Annotated in this window: 17 protein-coding genes; 8 read left to right on the forward strand and 9 right to left on the reverse strand. The window is 40.2% G+C overall.

Annotated elements, in window-relative coordinates:
• Positions 1 to 58: 58 nt before the first annotated feature.
• The 3 genes from LS684_RS09670 to LS684_RS09680 form a co-directional block, all read right to left on the reverse strand.
• Positions 59 to 397, reverse strand: a complete 339-nt coding sequence (locus tag LS684_RS09670) for a hypothetical protein (protein ID WP_233811375.1) — start codon at positions 395 to 397, stop codon at positions 59 to 61.
• Between the two features lie 537 nt (positions 398 to 934).
• Positions 935 to 1,102 carry a hypothetical protein gene (locus LS684_RS09675; RefSeq protein WP_233811376.1) on the reverse strand — a complete coding sequence of 56 codons (168 nt, stop codon included), beginning with the start codon at positions 1,100 to 1,102 and terminating at the stop codon, positions 935 to 937.
• Positions 1,103 to 1,140: 38 nt separating this feature from the next.
• Positions 1,141 to 1,665 carry an NUDIX hydrolase gene (locus LS684_RS09680; protein WP_233811377.1) on the reverse strand — a complete coding sequence of 175 codons (525 nt, stop codon included), beginning with the start codon at positions 1,663 to 1,665 and terminating at the stop codon, positions 1,141 to 1,143.
• A gap of 86 nt (positions 1,666 to 1,751) precedes the next feature.
• On the opposite strand from LS684_RS09680, the gene LS684_RS09685 reads away from it, so the two are divergent.
• Both LS684_RS09685 and LS684_RS09690 read left to right on the forward strand, forming a co-directional pair.
• Positions 1,752 to 1,901, forward strand: coding sequence for a hypothetical protein (locus tag LS684_RS09685; protein ID WP_233811378.1), 150 nt, complete (start codon positions 1,752 to 1,754; stop codon positions 1,899 to 1,901).
• Between the two features lie 172 nt (positions 1,902 to 2,073).
• Positions 2,074 to 2,331 (forward strand): hypothetical protein, encoded by a 258-nt coding sequence (locus tag LS684_RS09690; RefSeq protein WP_233811379.1) that lies wholly within the window; start codon positions 2,074 to 2,076, stop codon positions 2,329 to 2,331.
• A 231-nt stretch (positions 2,332 to 2,562) separates the two neighbouring features.
• Here the strand turns inward: LS684_RS09690 and LS684_RS09695 are convergent, their stop codons facing one another.
• Positions 2,563 to 2,997 (reverse strand): hypothetical protein, encoded by a 435-nt coding sequence (locus LS684_RS09695; RefSeq protein ID WP_233811380.1) that lies wholly within the window; start codon positions 2,995 to 2,997, stop codon positions 2,563 to 2,565.
• A gap of 424 nt (positions 2,998 to 3,421) precedes the next feature.
• Between LS684_RS09695 and LS684_RS09700 the strand changes: the two genes are divergently transcribed.
• Positions 3,422 to 3,922 (forward strand): DUF3267 domain-containing protein, encoded by a 501-nt coding sequence (locus LS684_RS09700; RefSeq protein WP_233811600.1) that lies wholly within the window; start codon positions 3,422 to 3,424, stop codon positions 3,920 to 3,922.
• A gap of 425 nt (positions 3,923 to 4,347) precedes the next feature.
• Here LS684_RS09700 and LS684_RS09705 read toward each other — a convergent pair whose 3' ends face one another.
• A complete protein-coding gene (locus LS684_RS09705; RefSeq protein ID WP_233806036.1) occupies positions 4,348 to 5,553 on the reverse strand; it encodes an IS256 family transposase in 1,206 nt (401 codons plus the stop codon).
• A gap of 716 nt (positions 5,554 to 6,269) precedes the next feature.
• Between LS684_RS09705 and LS684_RS09710 the strand changes: the two genes are divergently transcribed.
• Positions 6,270 to 6,428: a hypothetical protein gene (locus LS684_RS09710; RefSeq protein WP_233811381.1), complete on the forward strand. Its 159-nt coding sequence runs from the start codon at positions 6,270 to 6,272 to the stop codon at positions 6,426 to 6,428.
• Between the two features lie 78 nt (positions 6,429 to 6,506).
• Here LS684_RS09710 and LS684_RS09715 read toward each other — a convergent pair whose 3' ends face one another.
• From LS684_RS09715 to LS684_RS09725, 3 genes are all read right to left on the reverse strand, one after another.
• Positions 6,507 to 6,917 carry a vWA domain-containing protein gene (locus LS684_RS09715; protein ID WP_233811601.1) on the reverse strand — a complete coding sequence of 137 codons (411 nt, stop codon included), beginning with the start codon at positions 6,915 to 6,917 and terminating at the stop codon, positions 6,507 to 6,509.
• Between the two features lie 224 nt (positions 6,918 to 7,141).
• Positions 7,142 to 8,029, reverse strand: a complete 888-nt coding sequence (locus LS684_RS09720; protein WP_233811382.1) for a hypothetical protein — start codon at positions 8,027 to 8,029, stop codon at positions 7,142 to 7,144.
• Positions 8,030 to 8,283: 254 nt separating this feature from the next.
• On the reverse strand, positions 8,284 to 8,655 hold the full coding sequence (locus tag LS684_RS09725; RefSeq protein WP_233811383.1) for a phage holin family protein: 372 nt from the start codon (positions 8,653 to 8,655) through the stop codon (positions 8,284 to 8,286).
• A 204-nt stretch (positions 8,656 to 8,859) separates the two neighbouring features.
• On the opposite strand from LS684_RS09725, the gene LS684_RS09730 reads away from it, so the two are divergent.
• The 4 genes from LS684_RS09730 to LS684_RS09745 all read left to right on the forward strand — a co-directional run bounded on the left by LS684_RS09730 (position 8,860) and on the right by LS684_RS09745 (position 12,912).
• Complete coding sequence (locus LS684_RS09730; protein ID WP_233811384.1) at positions 8,860 to 10,602, forward strand: carbon starvation CstA family protein; 1,743 nt, start codon at positions 8,860 to 8,862, stop codon at positions 10,600 to 10,602.
• Positions 10,603 to 10,671: 69 nt separating this feature from the next.
• Positions 10,672 to 10,935, forward strand: coding sequence for a cory-CC-star protein (locus LS684_RS09735; protein ID WP_233811385.1), 264 nt, complete (start codon positions 10,672 to 10,674; stop codon positions 10,933 to 10,935).
• A gap of 12 nt (positions 10,936 to 10,947) precedes the next feature.
• A complete protein-coding gene (locus tag LS684_RS09740; RefSeq protein ID WP_233811386.1) occupies positions 10,948 to 11,898 on the forward strand; it encodes an ArsA family ATPase in 951 nt (316 codons plus the stop codon).
• 111 nt (positions 11,899 to 12,009) lie between these two features.
• Entirely contained in the window at positions 12,010 to 12,912 is a 903-nt protein-coding gene (locus tag LS684_RS09745) for a CAP domain-containing protein (RefSeq protein ID WP_432418807.1), read from the forward strand.
• 50 nt (positions 12,913 to 12,962) lie between these two features.
• Here LS684_RS09745 and LS684_RS09750 read toward each other — a convergent pair whose 3' ends face one another.
• On the reverse strand, positions 12,963 to 14,615 hold the full coding sequence (locus LS684_RS09750; RefSeq protein WP_233811387.1) for an L-lactate permease: 1,653 nt from the start codon (positions 14,613 to 14,615) through the stop codon (positions 12,963 to 12,965).
• Between the last annotated feature and the right edge of the window lie 109 nt (positions 14,616 to 14,724).

Raw genomic sequence — 14,724 nt, forward strand, 5'->3', positions numbered from 1 at the left:
GTGCGGTGAAGCGTTAACGCACTTTAGGGGTCTGACCCCTCATTTGAATTGAGTTAACTCAGTCTAGCTTATTTTCCTTCGTCCACCCAGCAATCACAATGCGGATGGTATAGATAACAATAGCAATGATAAATATGAGATGAAAGTGCTTTGTTTTGTTTGTAATTGAAAAAACATAGATGACTACATTCATGAAAAAGTATGATACATTCAAAAAAATAAAATGTAACCATAGCTTTGTGAAAAAAGTGAATAGTATGGTAAGCGACATTCCCAATAAACTAATGATCGTAAGCTTAAGGGCAATTGTTTCTAGAAAACTATATTGTAGAAGCACTAGGATAAATATGACGAGCAACCCACCTGCTAATACTATGCGAATCCTCATATTAATCAAACATTCTCAACTCCACTCATGGAAACAATAGCTAAAATCATTCTATAAGTAATTTTACCATAAAAAACCAAGTGAGAAGGATCCGATCCACTAGTTTCGCGGAGCTTGCAATAAGTGTATTATTCTACAAAACTTCCTAGTAAACAAACAAGGAAACCACATTTTTTAAAGATTTCTTCGTTTTTATCCGATTAGCGCACTGAACCTATTTATAGTCTAATAATCTACTCATCTATTTTAGTAGTATCTTTACTATTAGCAATCAGTTGTCCAAAAGAAAATACTAAAACAAATACGCATGAACGAATGAAATTGAAAAGTACATTAAACTCTTTTTCAGTAAAGAAGTCATAAAATGTATTCCAAAGAAACATCATGGAAAAAAGAAACATATATTTAGTTTTCCATGATTTCCTTATAAATTTAAGCACATACATGCCACCTTTCTTAAAAGGGGTCAGACCCCCGGTGCGGTGAAACGTTAACGCGGGGAGGAGGAGGGCATTTCCTTTATAACCCATCATTCTTTCCAAATGTTCACTTCAGAACGGCCTTTATTTCTATAGAATAATTGAGACTAAACCAAACAATTACAAAAGTAATTATACTTATGGTTAAGTCTTCACTTGTCATAGTTGTTGTAACAAAATATCGATACCCCAGCCATAATGCCATCAATAAAACGACTGCCATTCGTATGAACATTCTTTTTTCTCCTTCAAACTATCCAATCAACTGGAATGTCAGATGGTTGATCCTTTATCAATTGAAATTTCTTTTACCCATTCATCATTCCATTGAAAATATATTTCGTCATTATAGCCTCTTTGTGTAAATAGATGTTTAGGATAAGGTAATGCGAGCTCAGGCATTACTTTTGGGTGAAAATAACGTAGCTCAGCAGTCTCCTCATCTACCGGTGAAATATAGCCACCTTGTACAGCACAATCAAATATAAAAATAGTATATTCCACTTTATGACCGTTCGGGTACTGATAACGATACTCTTTGCCTGCAAAAACTCCAATAAGCTTTATAGGGACAACATATAATCCTGTTTCCTCCCAAACCTCACGGACAACTGCTTGAGCAGGAGCTTCTCCAAGCTCGATGGCACCTGCGGGAAGACTCCATTTTTCACCGTTTCCTTTATTCTGTAACAAAATTTCTCCTAATTCATTCCGAACAATTCCAGTCACACTTGGCATGAATAGGAAATCACTTCCAACCTTTTCTCGAAGATTCTTATAATAGGTAGACATGCCCATGATTAAAAGCTCCTTAGACTTTATTGTTATAAAGATACTGTATCTGACACCTGGTGTGCAGGGGGAGGGGGGGGGACCACGTTATAATGACACGTAAACCAGTTACAATGGCGTCAACTTCTGAGAATTTGGGTTTAATGATCTTTGGCGGGCTATCGTTGTCCTTTCTTTTCGTTGCTAAGTTCCAAATGGTAAGAGGCAACCCAACAAAGACTGTTATATTTCTAACGATATAAGTAATCTTATGTTACCTCCATTTGGTATGATTTCGTTAGCTAATTAATTTTTCCTTCTTTCCTAATAAATGGTAGATGACTGGTATGTGAGATAAGCAATAAAGTTGCGTTTTCCGATTCGTTCTTTCCCGTTTATTATAGAAGCTAAGGATATGAAAGGTTGTGTGAGGATTTGAAGACTATTATTCAAGCATTCGTTCTTTCCTTTGTCATTCATGTACTCTATATAGGTGGTACTTTTGTAGTTGGATATATTCAAACGCTGAATTATCATCCCGATATTGCGCATAAATGGGAAAGTATTGACACACTTCAAAATGAAGTCGCTTTAAGGATGGTAGGCTCGCCGCTTTATTATGTGCTTACATTTATTGGGTGTGCATTGTTTTGTGGATTAATCATCTATGGTTATGAGAAGAGTGTTAGATAACATTTTACAAAATTGAAGGATACAATATCGGGAAACCTCCATGTATAAAGGGCTTAGTGCGTTATTGCTGAAGACAGCAAAGTAAAAATGGAACTTAAAAGAGGTTATGGTGATGATCTATACTTGATTTTTTTAAATAACGGGTAGAAAAGCATCTCCTTTTCCAGGGCTAAATAACGAGTTCTTTATTGAGAAGGTTTGAAGACGCTGATGAAGTAGATAGTTATATATTCATTTATCTCTATCCATGGTAATGTTTATGCTTCCACCACTAGTACTTTCATTCATTCCTATAAGCTGGACTTCTATGTGGTCATGAAGAAAAGGCTTGTCGATTTTCCATGTTATTGAAAAAGTTTGTGGACTCTTAAAAATAGCTTCTTTTTCAGTATTTATCGCATAACCAATAAGACTTCTTTCCCACCATGTCTGAGTGCCAGTAGGTATGAGCCAAAAGAGGACAGTTTCTGCATTTTCGGCTTCTACATAGATTGTTATTTCGTCAACTCCTTTTGGTATAATAACCCAATTGTTCGTTTCAGGAATGTTTGTATAAGCACTTTTCATTACTTTTGGTGGAGGTACCGTCATTTGGTTGTTTGCTTGAATCATTCCTAAGTTGCAAAATAGACTCAATGAAATCAACATGTTAAGAATTACCATCATATCACCTCATATGGTTATTATTTTCTGCGTTAGAAAAAATTATGTGGATTAAAGCGAACAGTAAAGACTTTAGACTCAAAGCAAAGAGGACCAGTAATAATCTGGGTCCTCTTTGTATTACAGAATCACTTGCTAAAACTAGTGTGAAACTTTTTCCTCAGCTGGATAGTAGGGAATGTATTTTTTTCAAACGAGGAAGGGTTTAAGACGGTGAATAGTGAAATATTGGTAAAAAAAGAAGTGTCTAATCCCATGTCGCAAAGTGTTCACGCACTAGCATTTGTGTAAGATATATAACAGTAATTGCAATAGAAGGCAGCTGCCATCGGATAACTAAAATATGTATGAGCAGGTTACTAAGATTGGCACTTTAGGAGGGTGAAGGCTATTGATTTTATGGTTTCGTCATTTGCCGCAGAAAAAGATGGATTTGTCAGAATGGACTCCATTTATTCAAAAAGAATGGTTTCGTCATCACTTTATGAAGCTAGTATACCTCCTACAGTTCATCATTCTACTGATACCAAGCTTCCTTCCAACAGAATTCACGAGCTTAAGTATTGTAATACTCATCCTAATAGGTATTCTAACTTTCATCATTCACGAATCCTTACATTTTTTGGTCATTTATCGGAAAGGAGATATGAGTCTAACATTTAGTGGAATATTCTTTTGGATCCATACAAATGCCACTCTCTCGAAAGCTAGGTTTTTGATCTTTATGAGCTTACCTTTTATTGCATTATCGGTTGTACCTGTCCTACTTTCCTTCTTTGTAACCGATCATGTAAAAATTCTCCTTCTATTTGTGGGCTGGTTGAACGCATTGATTTCCGCTTCAGATCTCATTAATTCCATTCTCATTATGATCAAACCAGCTAACAGCGTTTTTTGTAGAGGCTATTACCGAGTGAAACAGGTTTAACAATCTATTGCAGGTGTTTGAACTTTGAATAGGGGAGGAGTTAATGTGTCAGTTCCTTTTTACACACTTGCTCTTGGACACTGTGACCAGCTTTTCTCGGAATTCTGTCCGAACTTGCGGCCTCTTCGGACACGTGGACAGGGATTTCTCGGAATCGAGTCCTAAGTTGCCCCCACTTCGGACACTGGGACAGGTATTTCTGGTAGTGTAAATTATTTTGTGTAAATGATTGAACATGTGCTTGATAGTCAACAATAATCTTACCTACTAGGGGGATAGGGCAATGCTGGGGAGCAACCCGAGCACCAAGTGGGGTTCTGTACAAAAGGAAGAGAGGATTTTCCTCTCTTTTTCCCTTTTGGGAGAACCTAAAGCGATAAACCCTTAAGGCATTGCCCTAATACGTAGGAATGCTAGGACAGAACTTATTTCCCAAGCCGACCAGCGAACATGATTTCAAACTGTTGCCTACATTCCATCCACCCTGGTACAGGTACAGTCCATCGGTCTGTCACCCCCATAGTGGCCAGAAAAACAATCTTACGTAAAGAATTATCTGTTGGATAAGCTGTTTTGGTTTTCGTAACTTTTCTTAACTGCCTATGGAAAGCTTCAATAGTATTCGTTGTATAAATCAGTTTTCTTATCTCTACTGGATAGGAGAAATAAGTAGTTAACTCCAACCAATTTGTTTCCCATGATTTAATAATTGCAGGATACTTCTGTCCCCACTGTTCTTTGAAATCTTGAAAAGCACTTTCAGCTTTTTCTAAAGTAACCGCTTTATAAACTAACTTTAAATCAGCCATAAGTTCTTTGCGGTATTTCATAGGGACACCTTTTACATTGTTTCGTAATTGATGAATAATACATGACTGTATATCTGTCTTTGGGAACGTAGCGCTAATCGCCTCAGAAAAGCCTGAAAGCCCGTCCTTACAAACAATAAGAATGTCTTCAACTCCTCTGCTTTTAAGATCCTGGCAGACATTCAGCCAGAAGCTAGCGCTCTCATCCTCACCAATCCAGATTCCAAGTATATCCTTAATACCATCGGTATTAATCCCTAATACCGTGTATGCGGCTTTACTAACAATTCGATTTTCATGCTTTACCTTAAAATGAATAGCGTCTAAAAACACGATAGGATAAACAGGTTCTAGTAGACGAGACTGCCACTCATAGACCAGGGGTAAAATCTTATCTGTGACTTTACTGACCAAACTTGGTGAAACATTGACTCCGTAGATATCTTTCATGTGTTGCTCGATATCTCGAGTAGACATTCCCTTAGAATAGAGAGCAATAATTTGATCTTCAAGTCCATTGATAGAAGTTTCATACTTCTTGATAATCTGTGGCTCATATTCACCTTTTCGATCCCTAGGTATACTAAGAGGAGTCTCTCCAAGCTTTGTTTTAATCGACTTTTTACTATATCCATTACGACTATTTCCTGTATTATTCCCAGAAGAATCATGCTTGGAATAACCTAGATGTTCCTCAATTTCAGCCTCAAATACCTGTTGAAGTGTTTCTCTAAACAATTCTTTCATCATCATATGAATATCATCAACAGTTTGGCATTGACTAGCTAATTCTCTTACAGTTAGATCTCGAAAACTTTGCATAAACGACCATCTCCTTTAATGGAAAGTATATCCATTTACACAAAATTTTATACGCTCTCGTATTTCTCGGAATCCTGTCCGAAGTTGCCCCCACTTCGGACACGTGGACAGGCTTTTCTCGGAATCGAGTCCGAAGTTGCCCCCTCTTCGGACACGTGGCCAGGGATTTCTCGGAATCGAGTCCGAAGTTGCAGCTTCTTCGGACACGTGGCCAGGGATTTCTCGGAATCGAGTCCGAAGTTTCACTCTCTTCGGACACGTGGCCAGGGATTTCTCGGATTTGAGTCCGAAGTTGCCCTCTCTTCGGACACGTGGACAGGCTTTTCTCGGATTTGAGTCCGAAGTTGCCCCCTCTTTGGACACGTGGCCAGGGATTTCTCGGAATCGAGTCCGAAGTTGTCCTCACTTCGGACAAGGAGACAGGCAATTCTCGGAATCGAGTCCGAAGTTGCCCTCTCTTCGGACACGGAGACAGGCTTTTCTCGGAATCGAGTCCGAAGTTGCCCCCACTTCGGACACGGGGACAGGCAATTCTCGGAATCGAGTCCGAAGTTGCCCTCTCTTCGGACACGGAGACAGGCTTTTCTCGGAATCGAGTCCGAAGTTGCCCCCACTTCGGACTCAGAAGCCCACTTTTCTCGCATTCCTGTCGTCCGACACTGAATGAGAACTTTTAATGTACGATTTTCGCGAAGAAAACGAAGAAGGGGAATTTATTGATTCTCTTATTTGTACACATCTGTCTCCTCAACCCTCGAATGGTTGCCATACCCCAAGTAGCAGTTATCAAAGTTAGTAAAGAAGGAGCTGATACGTCTAGAGGAACAATTGAAGCCATTCGGAAGGGAGAGCTCCTATCATTAGCGGAATTTTGATAGGGGAAAAAAGATTAAAGCAATGATACCTGCCCCCAGCACGGCAATGCAACAACAAACTAAGGGCAGGCACCTCACCTACGCGAGCTTAATCGCTTTCCCAAACGGAGATTTCGGTAGGTAGTCGTCAGGGACGAGCCAGAACATTTCATAGCTCACACTCTCTAGCTCCTCGTCAATAAACCCTGTAATATCTGTGATATAAAACAAGGTATCAATCTCCTCCTGTTCTGCCCATTCCAGAACGAGGGTATAGGACGATTTCCCGTGGGAATAGTACGTGATCGAGTCGGACTTGACCGGTCCAATGCTTCTGATTTTGAAATCGGCTTGAACCAAAATCGTATCGGGTTTTACTTGCTCAAATAGCTTGATGATGTTATTAATTAATATCGTTCGGACCTCCTGTGAAGAGGTATCCACCGCTAATGCCACTTTTTTCTCCTGTCGTTCCTGGATCATCGCAAGCATCTTCTTCGCAAATCGCAAACCAACCACTCCCTTTAAATAATAGCAAGCCATAGTTAGTCTGCTTCTTCGAACACGTAATATGCCGTAAAACGTACGAATAATTTACACAGATATGTTGATACGAATGAACGAAGGCAAGACACTTATTCAAGCGAGAGGCTGATAAAAAAATGCCTCCACCGGTAAAGTGAAGGCAATAGGCAAAAGTCTCATTGCTTTTCATTTCCCGAAACTACGCTGCGTTAAACCAGTGTTCGGTTCTTTGTTCTTAGCAAAATTCGCTTCCAGCCTTTCTCATTGCCCATATGTGAGTAGAACATCTTCAAGTATATCCAGCGAAATAAGTAAATCGTTATGAAAAAATCAATTTGAAATAACACGATCGGCCAGTACGACTTTAAATGAAGCAGATCAAACTTAATCAATAAGTAGTTCGTCAAGAAGTTTAATAGCAAGCCAAAAGCAATCCAGGGGATGTTCCACTTTCGGATAATGACAAACGTCATAAATAGTGCATGCCCAACTAGGAATAGGGCACTACCTGCAATCGAATCTCTCGTTTCATTTTCATACCATCCTGGGGTAAATGTAAAATGATCGAACAGCTGAAGTAAATAGAAATTATGTGAATTAACCAGGGTATTGACCATGAGAAAGGTATTAAAGCCAATAATCCAAAAAGGAGGGGAGGCTAATACCTTATACCACACTTTCCCAATTGGAAAAGCAAGGCATAATAAGCTTCCTGTAAAAAACGTTTTCCACCAAAATTGCTCGTATATGTGTAAGAACTTAAACAATTCTTCAGTTCCGACTAAAAATAGAATGATTCCCAGAATCCAGCGAAAACGGAGCTGAAACGCAGCAATAAAGGTTCCAATCATCGGAATAATAAATGCTTGAGAAAAATGAGAGCCAAGGACAGAGTCGTACCAGTTATTGTCGATTCCACCTGGATGATATACATATCCATTCAAAAGAATAAGGACGATAAAGTCCAGGATGAAGGAGAGACCGGATAGAAAAAAATAGGTGGCCCAAACCTTCCTTGGACTATGTTTTCGTAAGGTATATACAAATAGGGCGAAGGGAATGGTTGTTACAAGAAGATACCACCATAGATTCGGCAACTCACGACCCTCCTCGGATTGAAATTTTTAAAAAAATAGATACTTGTTCCTATATGTAAAAATTATTTGTAAAACACGAATAAAATATGTATGAAAATTAGGTAGACAACTTGGTCGTTTTGTCCATACACCTTTCCAATAAGGATAATATGATAAAGTAAGACCTCCCCTTCAAAAATGGTCTTACGGTTCGCAAGCTACCTTAAACTTCGCTGTTTAAGGTGGTTACATAGGAATCGAGCCAAAGTCTGGCTTTAGCTCGATTCTTTTTTCTCGTTTGGGCAGTGTTCCTCTGGTTCGTTTTCTTCTGGAGCCTTTTCCTTTCGATTGTCATCAAGCTCTTTCTGATCATATAAAGGAATTTTGTGGTTTGTTAGCTTGAAGCCAATGGTTTGCTTAAACATTTGGTGACCTAGAACAGCAACCCCTGCAGCAATGATTCCGTTTATTATTCCTGTAGAAGAAAAACCAAACGCAAGATTTCCCAAAATAATAGCTGCAAGGAAGAGAATCCAGATGATCGACCAATCAGGGACTTTCGGTGTTTGTTTTAAGGCAAACCCTAGTACCCATAGGGCTGGTACAAGCATAATATAATTCTCATTTAAAAAATCAATTAAATTCATGCTCTTTTTTCACCTCCAATTTGAATTGATATATTGTATGCAGGGATGTCCGATTGCGCTTGTTTCTTTGCCATGGAATGAGGCGAAAAAAGGGAGAATTTGTCGGAAGAAAGTTATAAACGAAATATTTAGAAAATATTGACTTTTATTTTACACCTTCTTTATGATGTAAAGGTAAGACTAGGTCATAAAGTGGGTACAATAATGAATTCACTTTGGTTAGCCATCATTGGAATGACAGTGTTTGCACTTGGGTATCGTTTTTACTCGAAGTGGGTGGCAGAAAAGATTTATCGGTTAGATCCAAACTATGTGACGCCCGCCCATCAATATCAGGATGGGGTAGACTTCGTTCCAACAAAGAAGGTGATATTATGGGGGCATCACTTTACATCTGTCGCAGGTGCAGCACCGATTGTTGGTCCAGCGATTGCCGTCTATTGGGGCTGGCTCCCTGCCTTCTTATGGGTCATTCTTGGAACTGTTTTTGCAGCGGGAGTACATGATTTCGGTACGCTTGTATTATCTGTACGAAACAAAGGTCAATCCGTTGGTACAATCACAAGCAAGCTGATTGGAAAACGAGCAAAATTGCTATTTTTATTTATCATTCTTATCTTGGTGTTAATGGTGAATGCTGTTTTCGCTTGGGTGATTTCGAATTTATTTATTAAATTTCCTGCGAGTGTATTGCCAGTATTCATTGAAATTCCACTTGCCATTTGGATTGGCTATGCTGTCTATAAAAAGAAAAAGGAAATGCTAATTCCGTCCATTATTGCACTCGTTGTGATGTATGGTACAGCCGTATTAGCAAGTGAGATCCCGTTATTACAAATTGACTTAGTGAAATATTTCGGTGGTGCGGATCAGCACGTACTATTTGGTTTAGATGGGGTATCGATGTCCTTTTTTGTATGGATTGTCATATTAATGGTTTATTGCTACATTGCCTCGACCTTACCGGTTTGGAAGCTCTTGCAGCCGAGAGATTACATTAATTCACACCAACTTGTTGTTGGCCTTGTGATTTTATATGCTGGCCTTGTCTTTTTACAGCCGAAAATCACAGCTCCGATGACCAATTCAGCAGCAACGGATGTTTCTTGGTTTCCACTCTTGTTTATTACGATTGCTTGTGGAGCGATTTCCGGATTTCATGGTCTTGTCTCTTCAGGTACTTCCTCTAAGCAATTAGAAAAAGAAACAGATGCGAGGTTTGTTGGTTATTTAGGTGCAGTAGGGGAAGGTACGTTAGCGTTAATTGCCATCATTGCCGTTGTAACCGTTTTCGCAACGCAAGGGGACTTCCTAGCAGCTTATGATAGCTTTGCCGCAGCAAGTGCAGGTGGCCTAGGAGCTTTTATTAATGGGGCGGCTCAGTTAGCGACAGGGGTTTGGATTCCAGCAGAAATTGCTCGAACCATTGTTTCAGTTATTGTTGTAAGCTTTGCAGCAACTACTCTAGATACGTCTGTTCGATTAATGCGCTATATTATTGCTGAAATTGGAGAAGAGTACAACTTTAAGCCGTTAACAAAGACACATGTAACGACCTCAATTGCCGTTGTATCAAGTGCGGCTCTTGTATTATTGCCAAAAGGACCAAACGGCTTTGGTTCTGGGGGCTATCTCCTTTGGCCATTATTCGGTACGAGCAATCAATTGCTAGCGGGTATTAGCTTATTGCTCATTTCCATTTGGCTTAAGCGACAAGGTCGAAATTATTTAGTTACCTTTATTCCAATGGTGTTTTTATTCTTTATGACGCTTTGGGCGATGATCCAGCAGGTTGTCTTTACATGGTCAGGTCTTGGAACCGCTGATGCTAACATGCTTCTATTTATTTTAGGCGGGATGATCCTCGTTTTTGTGTTTTGGATTATGCTTGAAGCAATTATTGCCCTGAATAAAAGAGATAACCCACCTTTTACACAACAAATGTAGCAGGCTAGAGACCGGTGATACTTCCCGGTCTCCCTGTTTTTTTTAACTCGAATGAATGGAGGTGAGAGCATGAGGTTTTTAGAGCAAATAAAGAAAGTGATGGATACATATGATGAAATTCTAAAGCAGCCACATCGTTTAGAGCTAGCAAGGGAACTGCGAGATGAGGAAGATCTCTTTATGCTTCTATGTGCATCAGAACTGCTCGGTCTCCCGAATCCAGCATTTTTTTACACATTAGAGCTGTATCCGCACTTAATCGAGCGGTTTCATGAGTGGCATGTTCGAATGGGAATGGAGCATTCGCCATTAAATGGAATTCGATGCTGCTAAGGAGGGGAAGAAATGAATCTACATCAGAAAGTGTATTTTATAGGAGGAAAAGGAGGAGTGGGAAAAAGCACAACCTCATCCGCACTCGCATACCTGTTAGCTAATCAAGGACAAAAGGTGCTGCTTGTCTCAACAGACCCCGCCCATAATACAGGTGATTTATTTCATATAGAAGCAAAAGGGGAAAAGATGAATGTAATGAAGGGCTTGGACCTGCTCGAAATTCATGCGGAAGCCGAATCAAAAAGGTATATTAACGAGGTAAAAAAGAATTTGAAGGGTCTTGTCAAAGCGACTATGGTTGATGAGGTCCATAGGCAAATTGACTTGGCTGCTGCAGCTCCAGGGGCAGATGAAGCTGCATTATTCGACAAGCTTACCTCGATTATTTTAGAAGAAAAAGAACACTATGACAGCATTGTATTTGACACAGCGCCTACCGGGCATACAATTCGATTGTTAACCTTGCCTGAACTAATGGGTGTCTGGATTGATGGAATGCTTCAAAAAAGGAAAAAGCTCCATGAGCAGCGTGCCGAGTGGATGAATGACGGAGAGGAGCTAGATGATCCGATATATGAAACACTACAAAAACGAAAATCAAAATTTCAACAGGTTCGTAAGGTGCTTCTTGATCCGAGTCAAACCGAATTTCTTTTTGTTTTGAATGCAGAACGACTACCGATTCTTGAGACAAGAAAAGCGATTGATACGTTAGAGAGCTATGATCTAAAGGTTCGAACGATTATCGTGAATAAAGTTATTCCCTCAACGGCAGACGGAGCGTTTATGGAGAGAAGGAGAGAAAATGAAGCAGCCTATCTTCATGATATTAAGCAATCGTTTTCGGAGCAGCTGATAGTCAAACTACCACTTCTTGCCCATGATATTTCCCAAATCGAGCATCTCCATCTGATGGCAGCTGAATTAAATATCGGACTGATGATGAACACTAGGAGTTAAGTCTAGTGTTTTTTCTATTCTTTGCTTTTTTCACGAATACTTCCCATTTATAGATAGGAGAGAGTTACGCATGATAATAAAGGGGAAATCGAAATCAAAGGAGAGAAGCACATGAAAAAATGGTTCACGCCAGTCTTATCAGCTAGTATGATGTTGCTTTTAGCAGCCTGTGGAGCAAATGATGATGCAATGGATCGAGGAGCTACAAATCATCCGATTCAAAATGTAAGCTACAAGCAAAATGAGCCAGGCCGCATGAATTATGGCTACAATATACAAAACCGCACGAATAACATGAATCAGCAAAAAGGACAAGCTCCAGCAGAAGGAATCCAAAAAATGAGTAATGGCTACATTACGATAGACCAAAACTCTTTTAGCACTACGATTCCAAGTAACAAGTTTCCACATGGGAAAATTGCGAAAGAAGGAAAGGTTTGGGTATATCAATCTGATGGTGGAACGAAACAAGGTGGAATGGAGCAGCCAAAAGCTACAGCTCCTACACCAAAGCAGCAAACGCCAGCTACTCAGCCAAACCAACAGCAAACGCCAACACAGCAACCAAAAGCCGAGCAGCAAACGCCAGCAGCTGAGCAACCTGCACCAAAAGCTGATACGGGTACACAAAAAGGAATCTCTGCTGTTGAATCAAAGGTTATTGAGCTAACCAACCAAGAACGTCAAAAAAATGGCTTGCCTGCATTAAAAGCGGATACCGCACTTAGTAATGTGGCTAGAGAAAAATCGAATGATATGCAAAAGAACAATTACTTCTCCCATACAAGCCCAACGTACGGTTCTCCATTCGACATGATGAGAGACTTTGGAGTCAGCTACAAGTCAGCTGGAGAAAACATCGCTATGGGTCAGCGAACACCTGAAGAGGTCGTTAAAGCCTGGATGAATAGTGAAGGTCACCGTAAAAACATTTTAAGCAACAACTTCACCCACATTGGTGTTGGCTACATCGAAAACGGCAACTACTGGACACAAATGTTCATAGGAAAATAAACAAATCGGTAGAGGAATTCCTCTACCGATTTTTTTCTATATCCTATCACTTAAAAGAAAGTCAGGGCAGCAAATGCTAATAATCCAGTTGCGAGGACATAAAAGAACATCGGCCCTAAAGTGAAGCGTATGATGGTTCCTTCTTTACCAACTAGACCAACTACAGATGCGGCGGCAACCACATTAAGTACACAAACCATGTTTCCAGCATTTGATCCAAGTACTTGTGCAGATAAAATCGTTCCTGGATCAGCGCCTATTTGTTCAGCCACGCTAAACTGGAAAAGTGAGAACATCATATTAGAGAATGTCGCACTTCCTGAAATAAATGAACCTAAAGCCCCGATTAAAGGAGCCACAAGTGGCCAGCCGTCACCAACGGCATTTGAAATAAATAGGGCTAGCTCCATTGGCATACTTAACAGAGAAGCTTCGTTAATCCCTGAATTGATAAAAATTCGTACCATTGGCACTGCTGTCCCAAGCGCAATTGCACTGCCAGCAAGTGTCTTGAAAGACGTTTGAAAGGTTTCCTTCACCGCATTTCCGCTCATCTTATGAAGCCACATCGTCATCAACACGACAATGACGAAAATGGTCCCTGGTAAATACAATGGCTCAAACTGACTGCTAATTCCTGTCCCAAAAATATCGGTTATTCCCACTTTTACACTTTGTAGAAGCTCTTTTAACGGCAACACCTTTAGACGTGTAAGAACTAATAATACGGCTACTAAAATATATGGGATCCACGCAAGTAACAGGGACATTTCTTTTTTCGGCGTGTCAGAGGCTGCTTTTTCCGAATCCTGCGTTTTTTGCTTAAAGTCCCATCCTTCTTTTGGTGTAAGAATGCCTTTTCTCGCTAATGGTACGATAATCGCGAGCCCAATGAGTCCTCCAAACATAGAAGGAAAGTCAGGACCTAATAAATTTGCAGCAATAAAGGCAGGGACTGTGAAGCTCAAGCCTGCGACAAGTGCAAATTTCCAAGCAGCCAGTCCTTCTTTCCACGAACGATTCTCTCCAAAGAAGCGAGTCAAAATCATGACGATAATCAGCGGAATAAATGTCCCAATAAATAGATCAAAGAAAACGGCTTTTTCCGAAATGGTCTGTAAGAAGGTTTCCATCGGCTGATTGCCTAGAAATTGTCCAACCTGTGGCGCAATTTCTGAACCTTGTTGAAGTCCTTGGTTCACCCCAACATTGATGGGCGTTCCTACTGCACCAAATGTAACTGCACTAGAGTCGGAAACAAGTGCAGTGACTACAGCTGCAAGGGGAGGAAATCCAAGTGCAACAAGGATGGGAGCAGCAATGGCAGATGGTGTACCAAAGCCAGCAGCTCCTTCAATAAATGAACCAAACAGCCAAGCAATAATGATGACCTGGATGCGCCTGTCTGGAGTGATATTCATAAACCCATTGCGAATGGTGTCCATAGCCCCACTTAACGACAGGGTGTTCAGAAGCAAAATCGCCCCAAACACAATCCATAATATTGAAATGGCGACGATGATTCCTTCAATTGATGCAGCGAATACGCGAATCGGCTCCATTTTCCAAACAAGCACCGCCAAGACGGCTGTTGTGATAAAGCTGATTGGCATGGCTTTAGAAGACGGTAATCGAAAAATAACTAAAAATAAGAAAACGGCGAGTATAGGTGTTAGAGCAGTAAATAACTGTAAGATGTTCATAATTATCACCTAGCTTTTTTAAAGGTATGACGTCAGAGGACCTGACGCTCTACAAGAAGAATATCATAGAGCTTTAAACGAAAATTCATCAATAAGTGAACAGTTTTTA

It is taken from the genome of Cytobacillus spongiae, from assembly GCF_021390075.1.

What these genes read in the sequence shown, in the direction of transcription:
- LS684_RS09730 (WP_233811384.1), top strand. Translation starts at nt 8,860, where the DNA reads ATGAATTCACTTTGGTTAGCCATCATTGGAATGACAGTGTTTGCACTT.
- LS684_RS09735 (WP_233811385.1), top strand. Translation starts at nt 10,672, where the DNA reads ATGAGGTTTTTAGAGCAAATAAAGAAAGTGATGGATACATATGATGAA.
- LS684_RS09685 (WP_233811378.1), top strand. Translation starts at nt 1,752, where the DNA reads ATGACACGTAAACCAGTTACAATGGCGTCAACTTCTGAGAATTTGGGT.
- LS684_RS09695 (WP_233811380.1), bottom strand. Translation starts at nt 2,997, where the DNA reads ATGATGGTAATTCTTAACATGTTGATTTCATTGAGTCTATTTTGCAAC.
- LS684_RS09740 (WP_233811386.1), top strand. Translation starts at nt 10,948, where the DNA reads ATGAATCTACATCAGAAAGTGTATTTTATAGGAGGAAAAGGAGGAGTG.
- LS684_RS09750 (WP_233811387.1), bottom strand. Translation starts at nt 14,615, where the DNA reads ATGAACATCTTACAGTTATTTACTGCTCTAACACCTATACTCGCCGTT.
- LS684_RS09700 (WP_233811600.1), top strand. Translation starts at nt 3,422, where the DNA reads ATGGATTTGTCAGAATGGACTCCATTTATTCAAAAAGAATGGTTTCGT.
- LS684_RS09705 (WP_233806036.1), bottom strand. Translation starts at nt 5,553, where the DNA reads ATGCAAAGTTTTCGAGATCTAACTGTAAGAGAATTAGCTAGTCAATGC.
- LS684_RS09680 (WP_233811377.1), bottom strand. Translation starts at nt 1,665, where the DNA reads ATGGGCATGTCTACCTATTATAAGAATCTTCGAGAAAAGGTTGGAAGT.
- LS684_RS09725 (WP_233811383.1), bottom strand. Translation starts at nt 8,655, where the DNA reads ATGAATTTAATTGATTTTTTAAATGAGAATTATATTATGCTTGTACCA.
- LS684_RS09675 (WP_233811376.1), bottom strand. Translation starts at nt 1,102, where the DNA reads ATGTTCATACGAATGGCAGTCGTTTTATTGATGGCATTATGGCTGGGG.
- LS684_RS09745 (WP_432418807.1), top strand. Translation starts at nt 12,010, where the DNA reads ATGAAAAAATGGTTCACGCCAGTCTTATCAGCTAGTATGATGTTGCTT.